This is a genomic window from Pseudomonadota bacterium (assembly GCA_039033415.1).
Lineage (GTDB): Bacteria > Pseudomonadota > Gammaproteobacteria > Xanthomonadales > SZUA-38 > JANQOZ01.
This window is the reverse complement of sequence record JBCCCR010000019.1, coordinates 59,294-78,821: the sequence shown is the minus strand read 5'-3', so window position 1 is coordinate 78,821 and position 19,528 is coordinate 59,294. Positions and strand designations below refer to the sequence as shown.

Sequence of the window (19,528 nt, the reverse complement as noted above, 5' to 3'; positions counted from 1 at the left end):
CGGCAGAAGGTTGGCTGATGACAAACGCAACGCGGCGGGCGCTGATTACCCTGGCACTGATAATCCTGGGACTGCTGGCCACCGCGCCGGCGAGCTATGCCGACGTGGATCCCGCATGGCTGGCAAGCTGGCAGGAGGCGCAGAAGCTACGGCCGCAGCGTCTGCCGACAAGTGGTCGAATTGCCCCTGCTGAAGAGCCGGGTATTCCGCTGCTGATCCAAGGCCTGGTACTCAACCCCGACGGCAGCCCCGCCAGCGGAGTTGCAGTGCACGCGTACCATCGCGACAGCGCCGGCTATGAGTTCGGCAAGGATAAAAACGCCAGCAAAACCTGGCGACTGCAGGGTTGGGCCCAGACCGATTCCACTGGGGCTTTTCGCTTCGAATCCATCCGCCCCGCCGCTGATCATCTCGGTCGGGAACCGGGCCACATTCACTTTACGCTCGAGTCCGAGGAGTTCGGTCGACAGTGGGCACCGAAGGTGTTTTTCGCTGACGATCCTCAGGTCACCGAATCGATGCACAAAAAATCCGACAAGGCCGGAGACCTTGGCAACGTGCGAGCCGTAAAAATTGTCAATGAGGTTCAGACTGTTGGGGTACGATTCAAGCTGAAGAGGAAGGCTGACTTCTGAGCCTGTCAGCTTTCCCTCGGGCGTCATGGGGGAGCTGACCTTAGTGAAAGACATTTTGTTCTATCTGGGCCTGGCGCTACTGCTGACCCATGAAATGGACGCCATGCTGAACCACGAGTGGCTGGTCCTGCCGCTGACAAGCTTTCTGACCGACCCGAAAGTGACCTGTTTAATGAATTCGTTGTATTTCAGCGCGTGTCCACAAGGCCCTGGAGTTAGGCGCGAGGCGCCGGCCAGGGTGGTTCCCTGGCCAAGGCTCGCAACGCCGCTCCAGGCCTTGTGGTGCGCGCCCGAAGGGAGCCCCCTTGGGCAACCATAACCGCGTTGCATCGCTTGCCAAGGGCTACGGCCATGGTTGGCGCGATGCGCCTTGTTCTTGGCGCCCAACGGGGTTCTGAAACGCAACGAATTCATTAAACAGGGCACTAGGCCAACGAGTCTTTCTGCTTGGTCACATTCCCCTCTTCGCGCTGGTGATCGGCCTGATTGCCAGCCTGAACCTTGAGTTGCGATCCAGGGCGCGCTACTGGACCTCCGCGTTTCTGGTGATTCACGCTGGCCTGCACACGCTGTTCTCCGGTCATGCCAGCTACGAGTTTGCTTCCCCGGATTCCTCGCTGCTGATCTACGGCGCAGCGCTTGTCGGCGCCGCTTACCTGGTGGTGGTCCACAGGGAGAAGCCGACGGAGTGATATCCTGCGGCGCATGAACACCACTCTTAGAAACGTGCTGGCCGTCTTGGCCGGTCTGGTCGTCGGCAGCGTTGTGAACATGGGGCTGGTCACCGTAGGACCGATCGTGATCGCGCCGCCGCCTGGCTTCGACGTCACGAGCACGGAGAGCCTCCAGGCCTCAGCCCACCTGCTTAAACCCAGACACTTTGTGTTTCCGTTTCTGGCCCATGCGCTGGGTACGCTCGTCGGGGCACTGGTTGCCTACCTGTTCGCCCGAGGTCGACGAACTGCGATGGCGCTGATCGTCGGCGCCATTTTTCTCGGCGGCGGCGTTGCTGCTGCGACCATGATTCCCGCCCCCGTCTGGTTCATTGCGCTCGACCTGGTGGTGGCCTATGTGCCAATGGCCTGGCTCAGCTCCCTCATCGGCGGCCGGCTCAGCCCCTCTCCCTCGTCAGCGGGTGGAGCGGCGTAGACGGTAACAGCGACAGGCCACGCCATGCCCCCTGACTCTGACCCCGGCCGTTACCGGTATCACCGGCTCAGCGCGGAGGACGTGCCGCTGCTGCGTGAGCTCGCTTCACTATTCAGCGAAGCCTTCGAAGACCCTGAAACCTATCTGGCCGAAAAACCGTCGGATGCCTATCTTGGGGATCTGCTGAGCAGCCGCGAGTTCATCGCTCTGGTGGCGTTGGCCGACGATGTGGTGATCGGCGGACTCACGGCTTACGAGCTGCGAAAATTCGAGCGGCAGCGCAGCGAGATCTATATCTATGATCTGGCCGTGCGCAAGAACCATCGACGCCGGGGAATTGCCAGGGCACTCATCGGGGCGCTAAGGCCATTCGCCGTCGAGCGCGGCGCCTGGGTCGCTTTTGTTCAGGCGGATGCGGGTGACGCGCCGGCGATTGCGCTCTACAGCAGCCTGGGCGAGCGCGAAGACGTCCATCACTTTGACGTCCTGACCCTCGAAACCTGATCGTTGAAACCTAAGCCTCCCGGCTGAGTGCTGAAGGGAACGGGCGGCTCTCCGGAGCGATGGTTGCCCCTGCCAAATCTCCCCAGAAATCTTTTCCTCCCAGCCACTGCGGCCGAAGGCGTGTTGTGGTAGACTCTCGCGCCGTTCAACGCCGCATTTTCACGATCCGTCGACGTCGAACCAGAATCAGTTCAGGGAGCACCACCCCCAGAAATCCACGCTTTGCGGGCCCTTTTGAGGTTAGCAAGGGGATTTTTTGCGGATGGCGCGCAGCAGTTTTGACTATGCATTTGGAGAAGCACAGGGCATGTCCGTAGCAATTGTTTTGGCGCTCAGCCTGTTTGGCCTGGCAGTCGCCTTTTTCTATTCATCTTCGGTGAGCAAAGTGGCCATCGACATGGGCGTCGAGGATGAAGGCATCCGTGGCCGGCTGAAGAAAATTCACGCGGCGATTGCAGCCGGCGCCATGGCGTTCCTGAAACAGGAATACAAGTTTATGGCGATCTTTATGGTGGTGTTTGCCGCCATCATCGCCATCCTCATCGACGATCATCACACCGACTACGTCAATGAAGGCATCTACACCGCGGTCGCCTTTATCTTCGGCGCGGTGATTTCCATCGCCTCCGGCTACATCGGCATGAAAATCGCCACCGCGGGCAACGTCCGAACCACCGTCTCAGCCAACCAGTCGCTGTCGGACGCGTTCAACCTCGCGCTTCGTTCCGGCGCCGTCATGGGTTTTGCGCTGGTCAGCCTGGCATCCCTGGGCATGCTGCTCATCTACCTGGGCCTCAAGTATGTGATGCCCGAGCAGCTCCCGCCGCATATTCTGATGGAAGTGATCGCCGGCTTTGGCCTCGGCGGTTCCTCGATCGCCCTGTTTGCGCGGGTTGGTGGCGGCATTTTCACCAAGGCAGCTGACGTCGGCGCCGACCTCGTCGGTAAGGTGGAAGCCGGTATCCCGGAAGACGATCCTCGAAATCCGGCCGTCATCGCGGATAACGTGGGTGACAACGTGGGCGACGTGGCCGGCATGGGGGCTGACCTTTTTGGCTCCTGCGCCGAGAGCACCTGCGCCGCGATGGTGATCAGCGCGATCGCCTTTGCGGGCAACGTGGACGCGCTGCTGTATCCCATCGTGATCTCCGCCATTGGCATCCCGGTCAGCCTGCTGACCATCCTGATGGTCAAGGTCACGCTGGAGCGTCAGGTGGGTCCTGCACTGAAGCGTATGCTGATCATCTCCAGCGTGCTGATGGCCATCGCGATGTATTTCGTGACCATGCAGCTGGTGCCAGCCGAGTTCGCCATCGCCGGCGAAAACTACACCAACCTCGGCGTTTACCTCTGTTTCTTGACCGGCCTCATTGCCGGCCTGGTGGTCGGTCTGCTGACCGAGTACTACACCTCGGACAGCTACGGTCCTGTGAAAGAGGTGGCCGAGTCGTGTCAGACCGGTACCGCAACCAACATCATCTTCGGTTTAGCGCTGGGCTATAAGAGTGCCGTGGGCCCCTACCTGGCGATTGGCCTGGCCATCTACATCCCCTGGATGCTCGCCGGCATGTACGGCGTGGCCATCGCCTCGCTCGGCATGCTGGGGACGCTGGTGATTGCACTGACGATCGACGCCTACGGCCCGGTGGCAGACAACGCTGGCGGGATCGCCGAGATGGCTTCGATGGAAGAGCACGTGCGTCAGCGCACCGACGTGCTGGATGCCGCCGGCAACACCACCGCCGCTATGGGTAAAGGCTTTGCCATCGGCGCGGCGATTCTGACCTCGCTGGCTCTGTTTGCGGCGTTCCTCACCCGGGCTGACCTGCTGCTCAAAGAGGAAAACGGTCCTGAGTTTGACCTCCTGGGCAGCATCAACCTTCTCGACCCGATGGTCTTCACCGGCCTGTTCATCGGCGCAGTACTGCCGGCCCTGTTCACCGCCATGACCATGAAGTCGGTCGGCTCCGCAGCTTACAAGATGATCGAGGAAGTGCGGCGTCAGTTCAAAACGATCCCCGGCATCATGGAAGGCACGGGCGACCCCGACTACGAGCAGTGTGTGGCGATCTCCACCCAGGCCGCCATCAAAGAGATGATCGCCCCGGGAATCCTGATCATGGGTGCACCGCTGGTCACCGGTTTCCTGTTTGGCATCCAGGCCACCGCCGGCCTGCTAGCGGGTTCGCTGGTTTCCGGTGGCGTGCTCGCCATCAGCGCCTCCAACAGCGGCGGCGCATGGGACAACGCCAAGAAGTACATCGAGGCCGGCAATCTCGGCGGCAAGGGTACCGACAACCACAAGGCTGCGGTGGTCGGCGACACGGTGGGTGACCCGCTGAAGGACACCTCCGGCCCGTCGCTGAACATTCTGATCAAGCTGTCAGCGATCCTGTCGCTGGTGTTTGTGCCTTTCTTTGTGCAGTACGGCGGGATCCTCGTCGGCTGATCCGACCAGCCGCTACCCAACCTCAGGAGCCGGTTCCGCAGGCGTGGGACCGGCCCTTTCACGTTCTAAGCTGAGCGAAGTTCCGGCCGCCAACCCCTTAGCGCCCGAAGGCAACTCAGCGTCCAGCCTACAGACACCAGCGTTATCAACACGGCTTTTCTGACCACCGTCTTAGTAGGGCGACGCTTCGACGGAACTGTAAACAATCGCTAACAGACATAGCGTCTGTACTACCCCGACCATACGGTGTGGCCACATCTATGTCGGGGGGTCAGCCCATGCCTCAACAACTCACAAACTTTCTGCAGTCAATGCAAAGTCATATAGCTCTCTATGGCGGGCGCGTTCTGCTCGCCATCCTGGTTTTGCTCATCGGACTATGGGTCATTAAGCGCATCGTGCGGGCCGTTGCGCGCATATCTGAAAAGCAGGTTCCAGATGAAACGCTTGCACGCTTTATTGGCAGCGCGGTCGACATCCTGCTCAAAGTGGTGCTCATCATCAGCGTAGCGAGCATCGTCGGTATCGAGACGACCTCTTTCGTCGCGGTCCTTGGTGCCGCGGGCTTGGCGATAGGCCTAGCACTGCAGGGAAGCCTGTCAAACTTTGCCGGTGGCGTGATGCTGCTGCTGTTCCGCCCCATCAAGGTCGGTGAATACGTCGAAGCACAGGGTCATGAAGGTGTGGTCGAAGATATCGGCATTTTTGTCACCACGCTCAAGACGTTCGACGAGCGGGTGATATTTGTCCCCAACGGCGCATTGGCAAACGACTCCATCATCAACCACACGCGCTCGGAAACCCGCGCCATCGAAGTAGCGATTGGCGTCAGCTACAGCGATAACCTAGTGAACGCCCGCAAAGCCATGCAGGGCGTCCTGGCCGAAGACCAGCGGTTTCTGAAAGACCGTCAACATGTGGTCGAGGTGGTTGAACTCGGTGCGAGCTCTGTCGATTTCTTGGTGCGCGCCTATGTCAACACCGACGACTACTGGGACGTTTTCTTCGACCTGCGCCCGGCGCTCAAGGCTGCCGTGGAAACAGCCGGCTGCAGCATTCCATTCCCGCAGAGAGACGTTCACCTGTTTCAGGATGCGGGCTGAGCGCGTCGATACCCACTAAGCGCGAGCCCGACACCAGCAGTTTGGGCGGCCACCCAACATCGCTTTGAGGGGCCACCTCCCCCAATCTGTGGCGAAGTGGCGACGCAAATTGAGCGAGGACAGAGTCTCTGCATCAAGGCCGCGTGCTGGGTCTGTGACCGAGCGGCGCTCGGGCCCGTTCGCATGAGGGTCGGCAGACGGCGTCACTGGGCCTTAGTCTTGTTGGGAGAGCCAGCTTTGCCGGATTTCGCCGGCAGATGCGCTCCAAATGCCGGGGAGTGCTTTAAGATTCTCCAGCACGCCTTCCAAGTGCTTGATACGATGAGGTTGGCCCAGCATCCAGGGATGGATGTTCAGCGACAGTATCCGCCCACCTTGTCGAGCGGCCTCAGCTTCCAGCAGATCGGCTGAGTCCAGCACCTGCTCGGCCCAGGAAGCCTCCGAATGCAGGTTGTTCATGATCACGAATCGGTCTTCGATCTCCAGCGGCAGCGGCATGGCGGTCAAGGGGCCGTGGTCGGTGCGAAACTCATAGGGCATGTCGTCGTTCACCCAGTCGCAGAAGTACTCAACGCCGGCTGCGGCGAGCAAATCAGGCGTATTTTCCGACTCCGATCGTACCGGCGAGAGCCACCCGTTGACGTCCTGAGACGTGGCTTTGCGCAGGCTTTCAAGACTGGCCTCGATCTCCTGCTGTTCCTGCGCGCGGTCCTGGCCGCCGTAGTGCAGCGCGTCCATATGCGAGCCGTGGCCTAGCACCTCGTCGCCGCGATCGCGGATCAGGGCCGCCAGGTAAGGGGCCCGCTCCAGCAGGCGCGAGTTCACCGTCAACGTCGGCTTTACGCCGAATCGGTCCAGAGCATCGAGCACCCGAAACAGGCCCACTCGATTGCCGTAATCACGCAGGCTGAAATGCCTTAGGTCCGGATAGGGCATGGTCATGCCGCCCGGCACCTTAAAAGGTTTACCCTCCTGGTTCAGCGGATAGAACTGCAGATTGACGTTCACCCACAGTGCCAGCGTTTTCCCGTCGGGCCAGCTGACCGGCTTGCGCTCGCTGAGCATCGACCAGTCATAGCGTTGGTGGTCCATCCCGTACGAACGTTCGGGATACTCCAGGTAGCTTTGATCAAGCGCCATCAGGCTGCCCCCCGCTCTTTTATGTCCTGCATCGCGATATCGTAATAATTGTCCCGGTAGTACTCGGCGATCTCACGCCCCGTGGTGACCCAGACGTCGCTGTGGCCGGTGATGTACTCAACCGCTTCCTCAAAGGCTCTTAGCCGATGCGCGCAGCTCACCTGATAGTTGTGCGTGGGGATACACATGACGGTCCCGCTGGTTTCCCCTTCGGCATAGAGCCGGTCAAAACAGTCTTTGATCTGCTGACCGTAGCGGCGGGGTTCAATTTTCTGCACGACGTAGGCGATCGTGTCGTTCATTTCCAGCGAGTAGGGAATGGACACAAACCGTTTGCCTGACCGGGTGTGAATCGGCGTGGGCTGATCATCATGAAACAGGTCGCAGGTGTAGATTCCTCCCTCATCGCCGAACAGCTCGCTGCCCACCTCAGCAAACAGGTCGATGGTCTCCTCGCTGTGAGACAACGCAGGCGCGAGATAGCCGGCGCACTTCTGCCCGGTGTGCTTATGAATGGACTCCATCGAGTCGCGGATCATGGCCCTTTCCTGCTCGCTGGACAGGCCGTAGGTGTAGCGAGTGTTGTAGATGCCGTGGCTGAAAAACTCCCAGTCCCGTTCCTTGCACATCTCGATAATCTCGGGATGGTGATCACACAGCGCCGTTGACAGGGAGATCGACCCGCGAACGTTGTAGCGATCCAGCACCTCCATCTGCCGAACATGACCTACCCGATTACCAAAATCCCGGATGCTGTAGCCGGCGACCGCGGGGTTCGCCTGCGGCCACGGTTTGCGGTGCGGGTTATCGGGCGGATTGAGCTCGTAGTACTCAATATTCGGTGCCACCCAAAAGGCGAGACGAGCGCCACCGGGCCAGGTGATCTTCGGTCGATCGCGGTATGGCCAGTAGTCGTAAAATCCGGGATCTTCTTTCATGACCCCTGGCCTTCAAGCCAGTCGAACACCTCCTGAACCGCGACCACGTCCGCATACTTGAGCAGCAGATCAGTCAGGTTTGCGAAGTGATAGCTCTCATGTTTATCCGCGGTTGTCTCCTCCGGCACGATTGTCCGGTAGCCACGCGACAGGGAATCGACCGCGGTGGCACGGATACAGCCGCTGGTGGAGCCGCCGGTGATCACCAGCGTATCCACCTGATGCCAGACCAGGTGGGTTTGTAGCGGCGTCTCGAAGAACGCTGACGGCATGCGCTTGGTGTAGATCGCGTCACCCTTGCGGTCGATCTCGAGCCGGTCGTCGAACTCCGATCGTTCCGATCCATACTTGATGTTTTGGAGGCTATCTTCGGTGTCGGTTCGGGTTCCCCACACGCCGGCATCTTCGCCGGAGTCCATGTAGGCGACGTGGGTCCATACCACCGGCCAGCCCAGCGCCCGAAACTGTTTGGCCAGCAGGTTGACGTACTCAAGCTGGCGCGGATCGGTTTCATACGCAGTCTTGAACAGGTCAGTCCGGGTATACGCTTTCTGCGGATCGACGTTGATCAGCGCCGCTTTTTGGCCAAACCCAAATTTTTTTCGAGCGGGGTTGGCTTTGACTTCCTGGTAAATCTCACGAGCGGTTTTGCTGCTGGTTTCCATGATCCGACGTTGACTAGTTAGCGGGCTGACGATAATACCCGTTCATACGGTCGAATTGGAAAAGGCTCGCTGCCGTTCCGAAGGGGACGGGCTACGCCGATTTAAGAGTCGCTTGCGCGTCTCCGCCCAGGGGCAGCGGCCAGCTCTAGCCGGCGAGCGGCTCCCGGCTACGGGGTAAAGACGTCGTCACCTGCTGAGCGAGCAGGCCAAGGGCCGTGTAGCCCACGGTTGAACCTAGCGCCACCAGAAAGAACGGCGCGCTCATGTTCCAGAACTGGGTGATGGACCACGCCTCGTAGTGGCCCGACCAAAGATAAAAGCCACCGCTGGTCAACACGTAAGCAGTCGTGATTACGGCGAGCACCAGCAGCACGTTTCGACCGGCGGTCGCCAGGTCCCAGCTGCCGGTGCGGATCATGCGGCCCGCCACCCAGAGCATGGCCCACGCTCCCAGGAGCGTCAGGTAGGAAGGCTTAAGGCAACCCGCGAGATCCAGGCTGCCGGCGCACAGTGCTGCGTAATCCAGTCCCAGCGCCAGCGTCGCCAGCAACGCGAGGTACACCGGCTTTCTCAGCACCGCGCCCGCCAGCAGAAATGCCGCCCAGGACGCGTCGTGCAGCTGTACAGGCACGATCGTCCCCAGAAGATTTCCACGGGTTGCCAGCATGAGCGCAGCGAGTGCTGCGAACCAGAAAATATCGCGTTTGCTTGCTTTCATCGAAGGCTTTGCCGCCCAAAAACTAAGGCTAAATTGTAGGGGATTGGCCGCCCAGCATCCAGCTAAGACCGACGATATTGCATTTTTCAGGCGTGGCGGTAACAGTATCGATATGCAGAAAATTATCACGATCGACTGCCACTACGCGGGGCAGCCCTTGGTCGCTGCGGCCTACCTCATGATCGAGGGTGATGAGGCGGCATTCATCGACAACAACACCGCTTTGGCGGTCCCGACACTGTTGGAGCACCTTGCGGCGGAGGGTTTGGCGCCCGAGAACGTCAAATATCTGGTCATTACCCACGTCCACCTAGACCACGCCGGCGGAACCTCGGCGCTGCTCAAGGCCTGCCCCAACGCGGTGGTGGTCGCACACCCACGCGCAGCCCGACATGTGATCGACCCGGAACGCCTGGTCGGCAGCGCGAGGGCCGTCTACGGCGCCGAGACGTTCGACAAGCTCTACGGCACCATCGAACCCGTGCCGGCAGAACGAGTCCGGGAGATGGAGGACGGCGAAACGCTGTCTTTTGGTCAGCGCACGCTCACCTTCCTGCACACCCGGGGCCATGCCAATCACCATTTCTGTATCGTCGACAGCGCCAGCCACAGCATCTTCACCGGGGACGCCTTCGGGCTCCACTACCCGGCCCTGCAGGCTGACGGCCCGTTTGCCTTTCCTTCCACGAGCCCGACGGACTTTGACGGGCCGCTGGCGCGCGAGTCAGTGAAGCGCCTGGTGTCGCTGAAGCCCAGCTGCATCTATCCAACCCACTTTGGGCCGCTGGACGAGATTGGCCAGCGCGGTGAGCAGATGCTGGCGCACCTGGCTTTTTCTGAGGCGCTGATGCTCGAAGCCGAGACGTCCGGGCATCCCGACGACCAGCTGGAGTCGATGATCAAGCAGCGGCTGGACACGTACTTTGATCAGGTGCTTAAGGACCGCGGCGCGAGCGATCGACAGCTCTATCGTGATTTGATGGCCATGGACCTGGAGCTCAACGCCCAGGGCCTGGCGTTTGTCGCGGCAAAGCGCCGGCGCAAAGCCCGCGAAGCCGCCTCAGCAGGATAGAGGGACGGAAGTTTTCCCCGGCGGCGATGAGAAACGCCAAGACTCGCTTGCGTTAGCGCCCACCATCTGTTTGCATCGGTTGCTCTCGAGTAAGGGGCAATAGCGCATGGCGCAGGCGAACGGGCATTGGGGAACGCTTGGAAATACTGACGAGCAGGTCCTCAGGCAAGAGGCCATCGACGATCCTGGCCAGTTTCACGGTCGCATCGCGGCCGGCGAACTTCACTGGTTCGACCCCGAGCAGGATAACTGGCTTAAGGCAGACCCCAACACCGGAAGCTGGTCCGGCTTTGCTGCAGCCAACGGCGATCCGGTAGACAAAGCGCGCGACCCGGGCTGGCAGCCCTGGCGCAACGCGCTGGACGACGAGCAGGCCCCCTTCTACCGCTGGTTCAGCGGGGGCCTCACGAATGCCTGCTTCAACGAAATTGATCGGCACCTGTTGGCGGGCCGAGGTGCCCATACCGCTTTTGTGTTTGAGGGCGACCGCTGGGACCCCTCCCTGAACAATGGTCAGGGCGGACCGGTTCAGGAGCGCAGCCATAGCTATCGCGAGTTTTTTGTCGAGACGGTTGTTCGCGCCCAGGTCTTGAGCTCGCTCGGTCTCAAAAAGGGTGACCGGGTGGCGTTTAATCTACCCAGTATCCCGGAGCAGATTTTCTATACCGAGGCGGCCAAGCGCCTCGGCATCATTTACACCCCGGTCTTTGGCGGCTTTTCGGCCAAGACACTGTCCGACCGGATCTGCGATGCGGGCGCTCGCGTCGTTGTGACAGCGGACGGTGGCTATCGCAATGCTGAGGTTGTCCCGTTTAAGGAGACTTATGCCGATCCGGCGCTGGACAACTACGTGCCGCTGCCGGCTGCGCTGGACGCCCTCGCCGAGGTGCTCGCTGAGCATGAGCTCGGCGACCTGGCAACCCATATTCACGAGCAGGTCGAAGCCGCGCTGCGTGGGGAAATCACCATCGAGCGCAGCGACGTCATGCGCGAACTGGGCCGCAGTCTGCGCGGCACCGAAGCCACAGCCTTGGGTGCCACCCAAACCGCCCGTATCCGCACCAGCGTCGCCCGGCGCCTGTCCCAAGTCACCCACGTGGTGGAGACGGTGGTGGTGGTCAGGCACACCGGGCAGGACATCGTCCAGCAAAAGCGCGACCGGTGGTCGGCCGATCTGGTTTCCGACGCGGCGGCCGTGCTGCTCACGCAGGCCGGCGATCTGGACTCACTCGATCAGCTGGAGGACACGGAACTGTGGTCGACGCTGAATCGGATCCAGCCCGCGCAGCCGGTCGACGCCGACTGGCCGCTGTTCATCATTTACACCTCCGGTTCCACCGGCAAACCCAAAGGGGTGGTCCACACCCACGGCGGCTGGCTCGCCGGGATCACGCACACCATGCGGATGGTGTTCAACGCGCAGCCTGAGGACCGGATCTACGTGATCGCCGACCCAGGCTGGATCACCGGACAGTCGTACCTGATTGCCGCACCCTTTGCGCTGGGCATCACCTCTATTGTGGTTGAGGGCTCTCCGCTGTTTCCGCACGCCGGTCGCTTTTCTTCGATCATTCAGCGCCACGGCGCGCGCATCTTTAAAGCTGGCTCAACGTTTCTGAAAGCGGTGATGACCGATCCGGCCAGCACCCGGGACATGGCCACCTTCGACATGGCGGGTCTCAAGGTTGCCACCTTCTGCGCTGAGCCCGTGTCGCCGGCGGTCCAGCAGTTTGCGATGGAGAATGTCTGCAGCCGCTACATCAACTCATACTGGGCTACCGAACACGGAGGCATGGTGCTGAGCTGCCCGTGGGGAGACGTCCACGCGCTGGCGGCGGACGCGAAGAGCTGGCCCCTACCCTGGATCCAGGCAGAGGTGCGCGTTGCCGTCGATGAGCCCGCGCCCGGTGAACCCAACTGGAGGCCCGCCGAGCTGGGGGAAAAGGGTGAGCTGGTCATCACGCAGCCTTACCCCTACCTGGCCAGGACGATCTGGGGGAACGGCGAGGCGCTCGGCGAGCCCGGCTGGTGTGGCGACCTCGAACGCTTTACGGAGGTGTACTTCAGCCGCTGGAGCGATGGTCTGGCCTACACCCAGGGTGACTTTGCCCGGCAGCATGACGACGGCAGCGTCACGCTGCACGGCCGCTCTGACGACGTCATCAACGTATCGGGGCATCGCATTGGCACCGAAGAAATCGAGGGTGCCATTCTCCGGGACAAGGTCCTGAACACCGAGTCACCCCTGGGCAATGCCGTGGTTGTCGGCGCACCCCATACCGAGAAAGGTGAAACGCCGGTGGCGTTTGTCATTCCCGCCCCCGGTGGCCGGCTGTCCGATGACGACCTGGCACGACTGAAGGGTCTGGTCAAAACCGAGAAGGGTGTGACCGCGGTGCCGTCGGATTTTCTGGTGGTTTCAGCGTTTCCCGAGACGCGGTCTGGCAAGTACATGCGCCGCACGCTTCGCGCGATTTTGCTGGACGAACCGCTGGGGGATCTTTCCACCCTGCGTAATCCCGAGGTGGTCGACGAAATCGCGGCCACCGTCGCCGAGTGGCGCGCCTTCGGACGCCTGGCTGACGCTCGGCAGATTGTCCAGACCTACCGCTACCTGCGGGTCGAAACCCACCAGCTCACAGAAACGGACAGCGTGGTGGTGCTGACGATCAGCCACCCGCCGGTGAACTCTCTGAATGAACGGGCGCTCGACGAGCTCAACACGGTGCTGCAGCACCTGAAGGATCAGTCGGGCGTCGCGGCGGTGGTGGTCACCGGCGCCGGCAACGCGTTTGTGGCCGGCGCTGACGTCAAAGAGCTCCTGGAGGTTGGCGAAGCCGGTGACCGCGAGAGTGCGCAGACGCCCGCCAACGCGGCTCACACCGCCTTCTCCGCGCTCGAAAATCTCCCGGTTCCGGTCATCGCGGCCGTCAACGGCCCGGCGTTGGGCGGGGGCAATGAACTGGTGCTGGCCTGCAGCTATGTGGTGGCCGATCCGCGAGCGGTTTTTGGTCAGCCGGAAATCAACCTCAACCTGCTGCCCGGCTATGGTGGCACCCAGCGCCTGACCCGCAAGCTCTACGAGCGCCAGGGCGAAGACGGAATTCGGGTTGCGCTGGACATGATGATCAGCGGTCGCTCGGTGGACGTCGAGCGGGCGCTGGCGCTCGGCCTGGCAGACGAGCAGTCGGGCGCTGTTGGCGTCGTCCAGACCGCGGTCGATCGGGTTCGAGGGCTCATCCAGGGCGAGGGGCCCCTGGTCGCGGTTGCCGCCGCGCGCGCCCAGCAGCTCAAAGATCGGGAAAAGCCCCTGCCCTTCGATCCGGCCTGGCTCGAGTCGGGCCGCCTGAAGCAGGTGGTGGAGCAGGCTCACGCCGGTGATCGCGGTAGCGCCGTCGAACGGATCCTCAAGGCCACGTCGGTCGGCGCCGCGCAGGGCCAGGCGGCGGGCCTCAAGACCGAGGCGGGTCTGTTCGCTGACGGCGTCTGCGATCCGGCCGCGGGTCCAATCGGCATCCGGGCGTTTCTGGAGCGACGCAGCAACCCGCTGCCGGTTCGCGAGACCGCGGTGCCGCCCGACGCTGACGAGGCCACTCGCCGGCAGCTCGAGGCAGAGGGCGAGCTGCTGCCGCTTGGAGCGAGCTTTTTCCCGGGTGTGACCTCGGTTCCGGCTTATCAGTACGGCCTCGGAGTGATCAAACGGCCTGAAGACGGCGCGCCGGATCACGGCGACCCGATTGAGGCAGAGCGCCTGCTGGTCTTCGATACGCCTGAGCCTGGGCCCAACGATGCGCTGGTCTACGTGCTGGCCTCCGAGCTGAACTTCAACGACATCTGGGCCATCACCGGCATCCCGGTGTCACCGTTTGATGCCCGCGACGTGGACGTGCAGGTCACCGGTTCGGGCGGCGTGGCGATCATCGCTCAGCTGGGTGCCGAGCTCGCGCGTGAGGGCCGGCTGTCCGTCGGACAGCTGGTTACCATCTACTCCGGCCAGAGCGAGCTGCTGTCACCCGACCAGGGTCTGGACCCGATGGCGGCCGACTTTCGCATCCAGGGCTACGAACGTAACGACGGCAGCCACGCGCAGTTTCTCGTGGTGCAGGGCCCGCAGCTCCACGCCAAGCTGCCCGGGCTGACCATCGAACAGGCCGGCGCCTACGGCCTGACCCAGGGCACCATTCACCGCGCGCTTTACCACACGCTCGACATACACGCCGGTGCCCGCCTGTTCGTTGAGGGCGCCTCAACCGGCACAGGCCTTGAATGTCTGCGCAGCGCCCGCAGCAGCGGGCTGAGCGTGTTGGGGATGGTCTCCTCAGACGATCGGGCATCGCGGGTAGCGTCACTCGGCGGCGTGGCGATCAACCGTAAAGACCCTCGCTGGGCGACGATCTTTACGCCCGTGCCGGATGAGCCGGAGGGCTGGGACGCCTGGGAGCAAGCGGGCGAGACCTTTGTGAACGAGGCACATAGCCAGGTGGGTGGACCGCTCGACTTTGTGGTGTCGCACGCTGGCGAACGAGCCTTCGGCCGCTCTTTCCAGCTATTGGGTGACGGCGGCATTCTGACCTTCTTTGGCGCCTCAACGGGCTACCGTTTTTCGTTTATGGGCAAAAGCGGTGAGGAGGAAGTGCCCCAAACGCTGCGTCGCGCCCGGCTGCGGGCTGGCCAGTCGCTCCTGGTGATCTACGGTCCCGGCGCGGAAGACGGTGTGGTGGACCCGATAGGCATCGAGGCAATCGAGGCCGGCTGCGCCATCGGCGCCCGGGTAGCGGTGCTCGCTGATACGATCGAGCAGCGCGAGTTCGTCACCTCGCTGGGCTTCGGTGCGCAGCTCGCCGGCGTGGTCAGCGTCGAGCAGATTCAGCGTCGGCTGGGTGACGAGTTTGATCCGCCGGGTCCGCTGGCCCCAATGCCCGACCCCTTTACCGAGTCACCGAGCTTCAAGGAGGCCGTGCGCCGCTTCTCCGACCGAACGTTGAAGCCCATCGGCTCAGCGATTGGGCCGCTGCTGCGCAACACGATGGATCGGCGGGGCCTGCCGGACGTCGTGTTCGAGCGCCGCGGCCGCGACTCGCTGGCGCTGTCCACGTCGCTGGTTAAACCGAACACAGGCAAGGTGGTTTACAGCGAGAGCTTAAGCGGCCGCCGCCTGAGTTTTTACGCACCGCAGGTCTGGATGCGGCAACGACGCATCCTGATGCCAACCGCCGAAATCCGTGGAACCCATCTCAATACGGCTCGCGAATTCAGCGAGGTTCAGGAGCGCATCGCTGCCGGCATGATCGACGTCGTCGAGCCGGTGCCGGTGGCCTTCGACGAGGTGGCTGCGGCGCACCAGGCGATGTGGGAAAACCGCCACGAGGGAGCCACCTACGTGGCGCTGCACGCGCTGCCTCGGATGGGGCTCAAAACCCGCGACGAGCTTTACCGCGCATGGGCCATCGCTGAGGCCCAGGCCCGAGGCGAAGACTTTGAACAGGTGGATACGGGATCAGCAGGGACCCTCCGATGAGCGAATCAATCAGCACTGGCCGGCTCACCGGCCGCCACATCATTCTGACCGGAGCCGCCGGCAATATCGGCTCCCACATTACCCGCCACCTGCTCCAGGAGGGCGCCAGGGTTGTGCTGAACGGCCGCACGGAACAAAAGCTCACAGAGCTGGCCGAGCAGCTGGTCGAAGAGGGATTTGACGCTTCCAGCATCCTTTGTGCTGCGGGTGACTGCGCGGTGCCCGCCGACTGCGAAGCCGTGGTTGGCGCCGCAACCGAACACTTTGGCGACATCGACGTCCTGATCAACAATGCCGGCGGCGCGGGCCCAAAACAAACGCTGGAGCACATCCCGTTCAGCGAGGACCAGAAACTGCAGATCGGCGATGCGGAGACGCTCTTCGAGGCCTGCATGAACCTGCTGGGCGGACCTTGGAATATGACACGAGCCGCCCTGCCCCGACTGTCGAACGGCGCGTCGGTGATCAACGTATCAACCATATTCTCTCGCACGCCATACTTCGGTCGGATCCCGTACGTTGTCCCCAAGTCGGCGCTGAACGCCCTGTCGCTGGGCCTTGCGCGCGAGCTCGGCCCCAGTAGACAGGCGGTGCGGGTCAACACGGTGTTCCCTGGGCCGATCAAGTCGGAACGCATCGACACCGTGTTTGCCGCCATGGACGAGCTGCAGCAGCTCGAGTCGGGAAGCACTTCAGAGCATTTCCGCGGGCTGATGACCGTCAAAAAGGCGGACGACGACGGGCAGCTGGACTTTCGCTACCCCACGCCGACCAACGTCGCGGACACCATCACCTGGCTGGCCAGCGAGGAATCCAGCGGCTTATCCGGCCACGCGTTGGAGGTGACGCACGGCATGCAGGTGCCGGCCCAAAGCCGCTTTAAGCTGGTTTCGTGGCCGGACAGCCGGCTGGTTGACCTCCGACATCGGGTCATCCTCATTATCGGCGGCAGCGACGTTGACGACGCGCTGACCTTCGCGCGGCGCAACCGAAACCACGGTGCGCAGGTTGTCATCGGCTTTCGTTCGCTGGAAGCCGTCGGTCATGCCCGAGCGCAGCTGGCGAGCGGCGAGGACCGCTGGATTCAGCTGCAGCACGTCAATCCGCTCCGGCCCGAATCGCTGGAGCGTGTTTTCGAGCTGATCGGCGATCAGTTCGAACAGCTCGACGGCGTCATCTACCTCCCGGCAACCGCCAACGCCGACCACGGTCACGCGCTGGCTAGCGCGGAAGATCGCGACGTTGCACAATTCATTGAGCGGGAGCTGGCCGCGCCGGTCGCCTTTGCGTCGGCCCTGAGCGAGCGCCTCGCGTCCTGGCCGAAGCAGCAGGCGGCGCCGGCCGTCACGTTCGTGACCAACCCCGACGACGGGCGAGGCAATCTCTTGAACGACGTCAGCCGAGCTGCCATCGAGGCGCTGATCCGCGTCTGGCGCCTGGAGTCTGAACATCAGCTGAGGACAGGTACGCGACCGTTTGCACTCAGCCCCAACCAGCTGGTCCGGTTCGACAACAGCGAACCCGACAACGTGGCCTTCGCCGCAGACTGGTGCGTGACGCTGAACAATCGTGTACGAAAGATGGACGCGATCAACCTCTGGCTGCCGAAGTCCATCCAGCGCGCTACCGGCAAGTCGTCGATGCCGATGTCGATCCAGCGCGTGCTGCCGGGCCTGCATCGAGGGAAAAGCGCGGTGATCACCGGCGGCAGTCTGGGTATCGGCCTGCAGCTCGGACGTTTTCTGGCGCTGGCGGGCGCGCGGGTGCTGCTCAGCGCGCGCAGCGAAGAAAAGCTCGCGAGCGCCCGCGACAGCATCGTCGAAGAGCTGCGCCTGTCGGGGTACGGCGATCCGGAAAACCGGGTGTTCATCCTTCCCGATGTCGACGTCGGCGACGCCGCAGCGCTCCAGAAGCTGTTCGACCACGCCATGGCGCTGTTCGGCAACGTGGACTTTCTCATCAACAACGCCGGCATCTCAGGCGCGGAGGAGATGGTTGTCGACATGAGTCTCGACGACTGGAACCGCACCATGGAAGCTAATCTGATCAGCAACTACGCGCTGATCCGGATGTTCGCGCCAACGATGAAAGACCATGGCAGCGGCAATATCCTGAACGTGTCCAGCTATTTTGGTGGCGAAAAGTATCTGGCTGTCGCCTATCCCAATCGCGCGGACTACTCGGTGTCCAAAGCGGGGCAGCGGGTCCTGGCGGAAATCCTGTCCCGGCATCTGGGTCCGGAGATTCAGATCAATGCGATGGCACCGGGTCCGGTTGACGGCGCCCGGCTGCGCGGCCTCGGCGGCGCACCGGGGCTCTTTTCGCGCCGCGGGCGGCTGATCCTGGAGAACATCCGGCTCAACAAGGTGTACGGCGCCCTGCTGACCGCCCCCGATGACGTGTTGAAATCGTGCCTGCAAAAGCTCGCGATCAATCGCCTGGATCAGCTCAGCGAGTGGGCCGACGCACCGCGAGCCCTGGCCACGCTGATCACCCAGGCCGCCGAGGGTTCAGCGGTCGCCAACGCCTCAGACTATCTCCTCAGCGGCCCGCTGGCAGAGAAGCTGTGCCGGCGCCTCGAAGTCGGTGGGCAAATCAGCGCTGCCGACAGCGAGCGTTTTCTCGATGCCTGCGAGACACCCGAAGGCGACTTCTTTGAAGCCGGAGACATCGAGCGCGCGGCCCAGAAGATCGAGGCGGGTATTATCAATCGACTGCACCTTCATCGGATGCCCACCGACGAACAGGTGGCGGTCTCCACCGTCTTCAGCCTGGCCGACCAGATTGTCAGCGGTGAGACGTTCCATCCGTCGGGCGGCCTGAAGTTTGATCGATCCGTGACCGAAGGAGAAATGATGCTCCACCCCGGCAAGGAAGACCTGGCTCAGCTCAACGGCAAGAAGGTGGTGTTGATCGGCGACACCATGCGCGAGGAGCTGCAGGCGATTGCGGAGGGGTTTGCTGAGCACAAGATTGCTGCGCTGACGCTGCTGGTCAGCAGCGAAGACACCGCCAAAACGCTGACCGCAAGAATGGCCAAGCTCGACGGCATCAATCTGACGGTCAGACCGGTCACCGACCATATCGAAAAGGCGATGGATGAGGCGCGGGCCGCCATGGGGTCTATCGACGTGGTGGTCAGCACACCGTTTGTTCGCATGCCGCTCAAGCCTCTAGCCGCAGACGCTGGCCGAAGCTGGGATCGGGTACTCACCACTGAGGAGTTCGCCGACGTGGTGGGCAATCATCTGACTCACCACTTCCGAGCCGCCAAGAAAGCCGCGCTCATCGAAGGGTGCCAGATTGTGCTGGTGACCTCGGGCACTTCCCGCGCCTCCACGCGGGAGGAGTTTGCGCTGGCGCTGTTTGCCAAGAACTCGCTGCACGCCTTTACCGTGACGCTCGGCGTCGAAGGCGAAAGGCTGCCGACGGCCCCGGCGATCAATCAGGTTCAGCTGACCCGGCGAGCCCGGGCCGAGGAGCCGAGCAATGATCAGGAGCTCGCAGAGGAAATGCAGCGTCTGGTTGCAGCGGTACTCCAGTGTTCGGTCCCGGCTCCGCGGCCCAAGGACAGCCGCTACCTGGCGCGGATCTTCCGCGGCAATGCCGTGACCGTCTAGTGTTCGATCCCACCGCT

13 protein-coding genes and 1 pseudogene are annotated in these 19,528 nt (G+C 62.4%); 10 read left to right on the top strand and 4 right to left on the bottom strand.

Annotated elements, in window-relative coordinates; all coding sequences use genetic code 11:
- Positions 1-17: 17 nt before the first annotated feature.
- The 7 genes and pseudogenes from AAF358_16305 (at position 18) to AAF358_16275 (ending at position 5,840) form a co-directional block, all read left to right on the top strand.
- Positions 18-635 (top strand): hypothetical protein, encoded by a 618-nt coding sequence (locus tag AAF358_16305; protein ID MEM7707119.1) that lies wholly within the window; start codon positions 18-20, stop codon positions 633-635.
- Between the two features lie 43 nt (positions 636-678).
- Positions 679-954, top strand: a complete 276-nt coding sequence (locus AAF358_16300) for a DUF6713 family protein (GenBank protein MEM7707118.1) — start codon at positions 679-681, stop codon at positions 952-954.
- Positions 955-1,072: 118 nt separating this feature from the next.
- A pseudogene (locus AAF358_16295) lies at positions 1,073-1,327 on the top strand (DUF6713 family protein).
- A gap of 13 nt (positions 1,328-1,340) precedes the next feature.
- On the top strand, positions 1,341-1,784 hold the full coding sequence (locus tag AAF358_16290; GenBank protein MEM7707117.1) for a hypothetical protein: 444 nt from the start codon (positions 1,341-1,343) through the stop codon (positions 1,782-1,784).
- 24 nt (positions 1,785-1,808) lie between these two features.
- On the top strand, positions 1,809-2,288 hold the full coding sequence (locus AAF358_16285) for an AAC(3)-I family aminoglycoside N-acetyltransferase (protein MEM7707116.1): 480 nt from the start codon (positions 1,809-1,811) through the stop codon (positions 2,286-2,288).
- Positions 2,289-2,595: 307 nt separating this feature from the next.
- Positions 2,596-4,737 carry a V-type H(+)-translocating pyrophosphatase gene (locus AAF358_16280; protein MEM7707115.1) on the top strand — a complete coding sequence of 714 codons (2,142 nt, stop codon included), beginning with the start codon at positions 2,596-2,598 and terminating at the stop codon, positions 4,735-4,737.
- Between the two features lie 278 nt (positions 4,738-5,015).
- A complete protein-coding gene (locus AAF358_16275; GenBank protein ID MEM7707114.1) occupies positions 5,016-5,840 on the top strand; it encodes a mechanosensitive ion channel domain-containing protein in 825 nt (274 codons plus the stop codon).
- Positions 5,841-6,053: 213 nt separating this feature from the next.
- Here the strand turns inward: AAF358_16275 and AAF358_16270 are convergent, their stop codons facing one another.
- The 4 genes from AAF358_16270 to AAF358_16255 all read right to left on the bottom strand — a co-directional run bounded on the left by AAF358_16270 (position 6,054) and on the right by AAF358_16255 (position 9,301).
- Positions 6,054-6,980: a polysaccharide deacetylase family protein gene (locus tag AAF358_16270; GenBank protein MEM7707113.1), complete on the bottom strand. Its 927-nt coding sequence runs from the start codon at positions 6,978-6,980 to the stop codon at positions 6,054-6,056.
- Positions 6,980-7,918: a polysaccharide deacetylase family protein gene (locus AAF358_16265; protein MEM7707112.1), complete on the bottom strand. Its 939-nt coding sequence runs from the start codon at positions 7,916-7,918 to the stop codon at positions 6,980-6,982. The genes AAF358_16270 and AAF358_16265 overlap by 1 nt, the downstream gene beginning before the upstream one ends.
- Positions 7,915-8,583 carry an isochorismatase family protein gene (locus tag AAF358_16260; protein ID MEM7707111.1) on the bottom strand — a complete coding sequence of 223 codons (669 nt, stop codon included), beginning with the start codon at positions 8,581-8,583 and terminating at the stop codon, positions 7,915-7,917. The genes AAF358_16265 and AAF358_16260 overlap by 4 nt, the downstream gene beginning before the upstream one ends.
- A gap of 145 nt (positions 8,584-8,728) precedes the next feature.
- Positions 8,729-9,301 carry a hypothetical protein gene (locus tag AAF358_16255; GenBank protein ID MEM7707110.1) on the bottom strand — a complete coding sequence of 191 codons (573 nt, stop codon included), beginning with the start codon at positions 9,299-9,301 and terminating at the stop codon, positions 8,729-8,731.
- A 112-nt stretch (positions 9,302-9,413) separates the two neighbouring features.
- On the opposite strand from AAF358_16255, the gene AAF358_16250 reads away from it, so the two are divergent.
- The 3 genes from AAF358_16250 to AAF358_16240 all read left to right on the top strand — a co-directional run bounded on the left by AAF358_16250 (position 9,414) and on the right by AAF358_16240 (position 19,511).
- Positions 9,414-10,373 (top strand): MBL fold metallo-hydrolase, encoded by a 960-nt coding sequence (locus AAF358_16250; protein MEM7707109.1) that lies wholly within the window; start codon positions 9,414-9,416, stop codon positions 10,371-10,373.
- 106 nt (positions 10,374-10,479) lie between these two features.
- On the top strand, positions 10,480-15,891 hold the full coding sequence (locus tag AAF358_16245; GenBank protein ID MEM7707108.1) for an AMP-binding protein: 5,412 nt from the start codon (positions 10,480-10,482) through the stop codon (positions 15,889-15,891).
- Positions 15,888-19,511 carry an SDR family NAD(P)-dependent oxidoreductase gene (locus tag AAF358_16240; GenBank protein ID MEM7707107.1) on the top strand — a complete coding sequence of 1,208 codons (3,624 nt, stop codon included), beginning with the start codon at positions 15,888-15,890 and terminating at the stop codon, positions 19,509-19,511. Before AAF358_16245 ends, AAF358_16240 begins: the two co-directional genes overlap by 4 nt.
- Positions 19,512-19,528 lie beyond the last annotated feature (17 nt).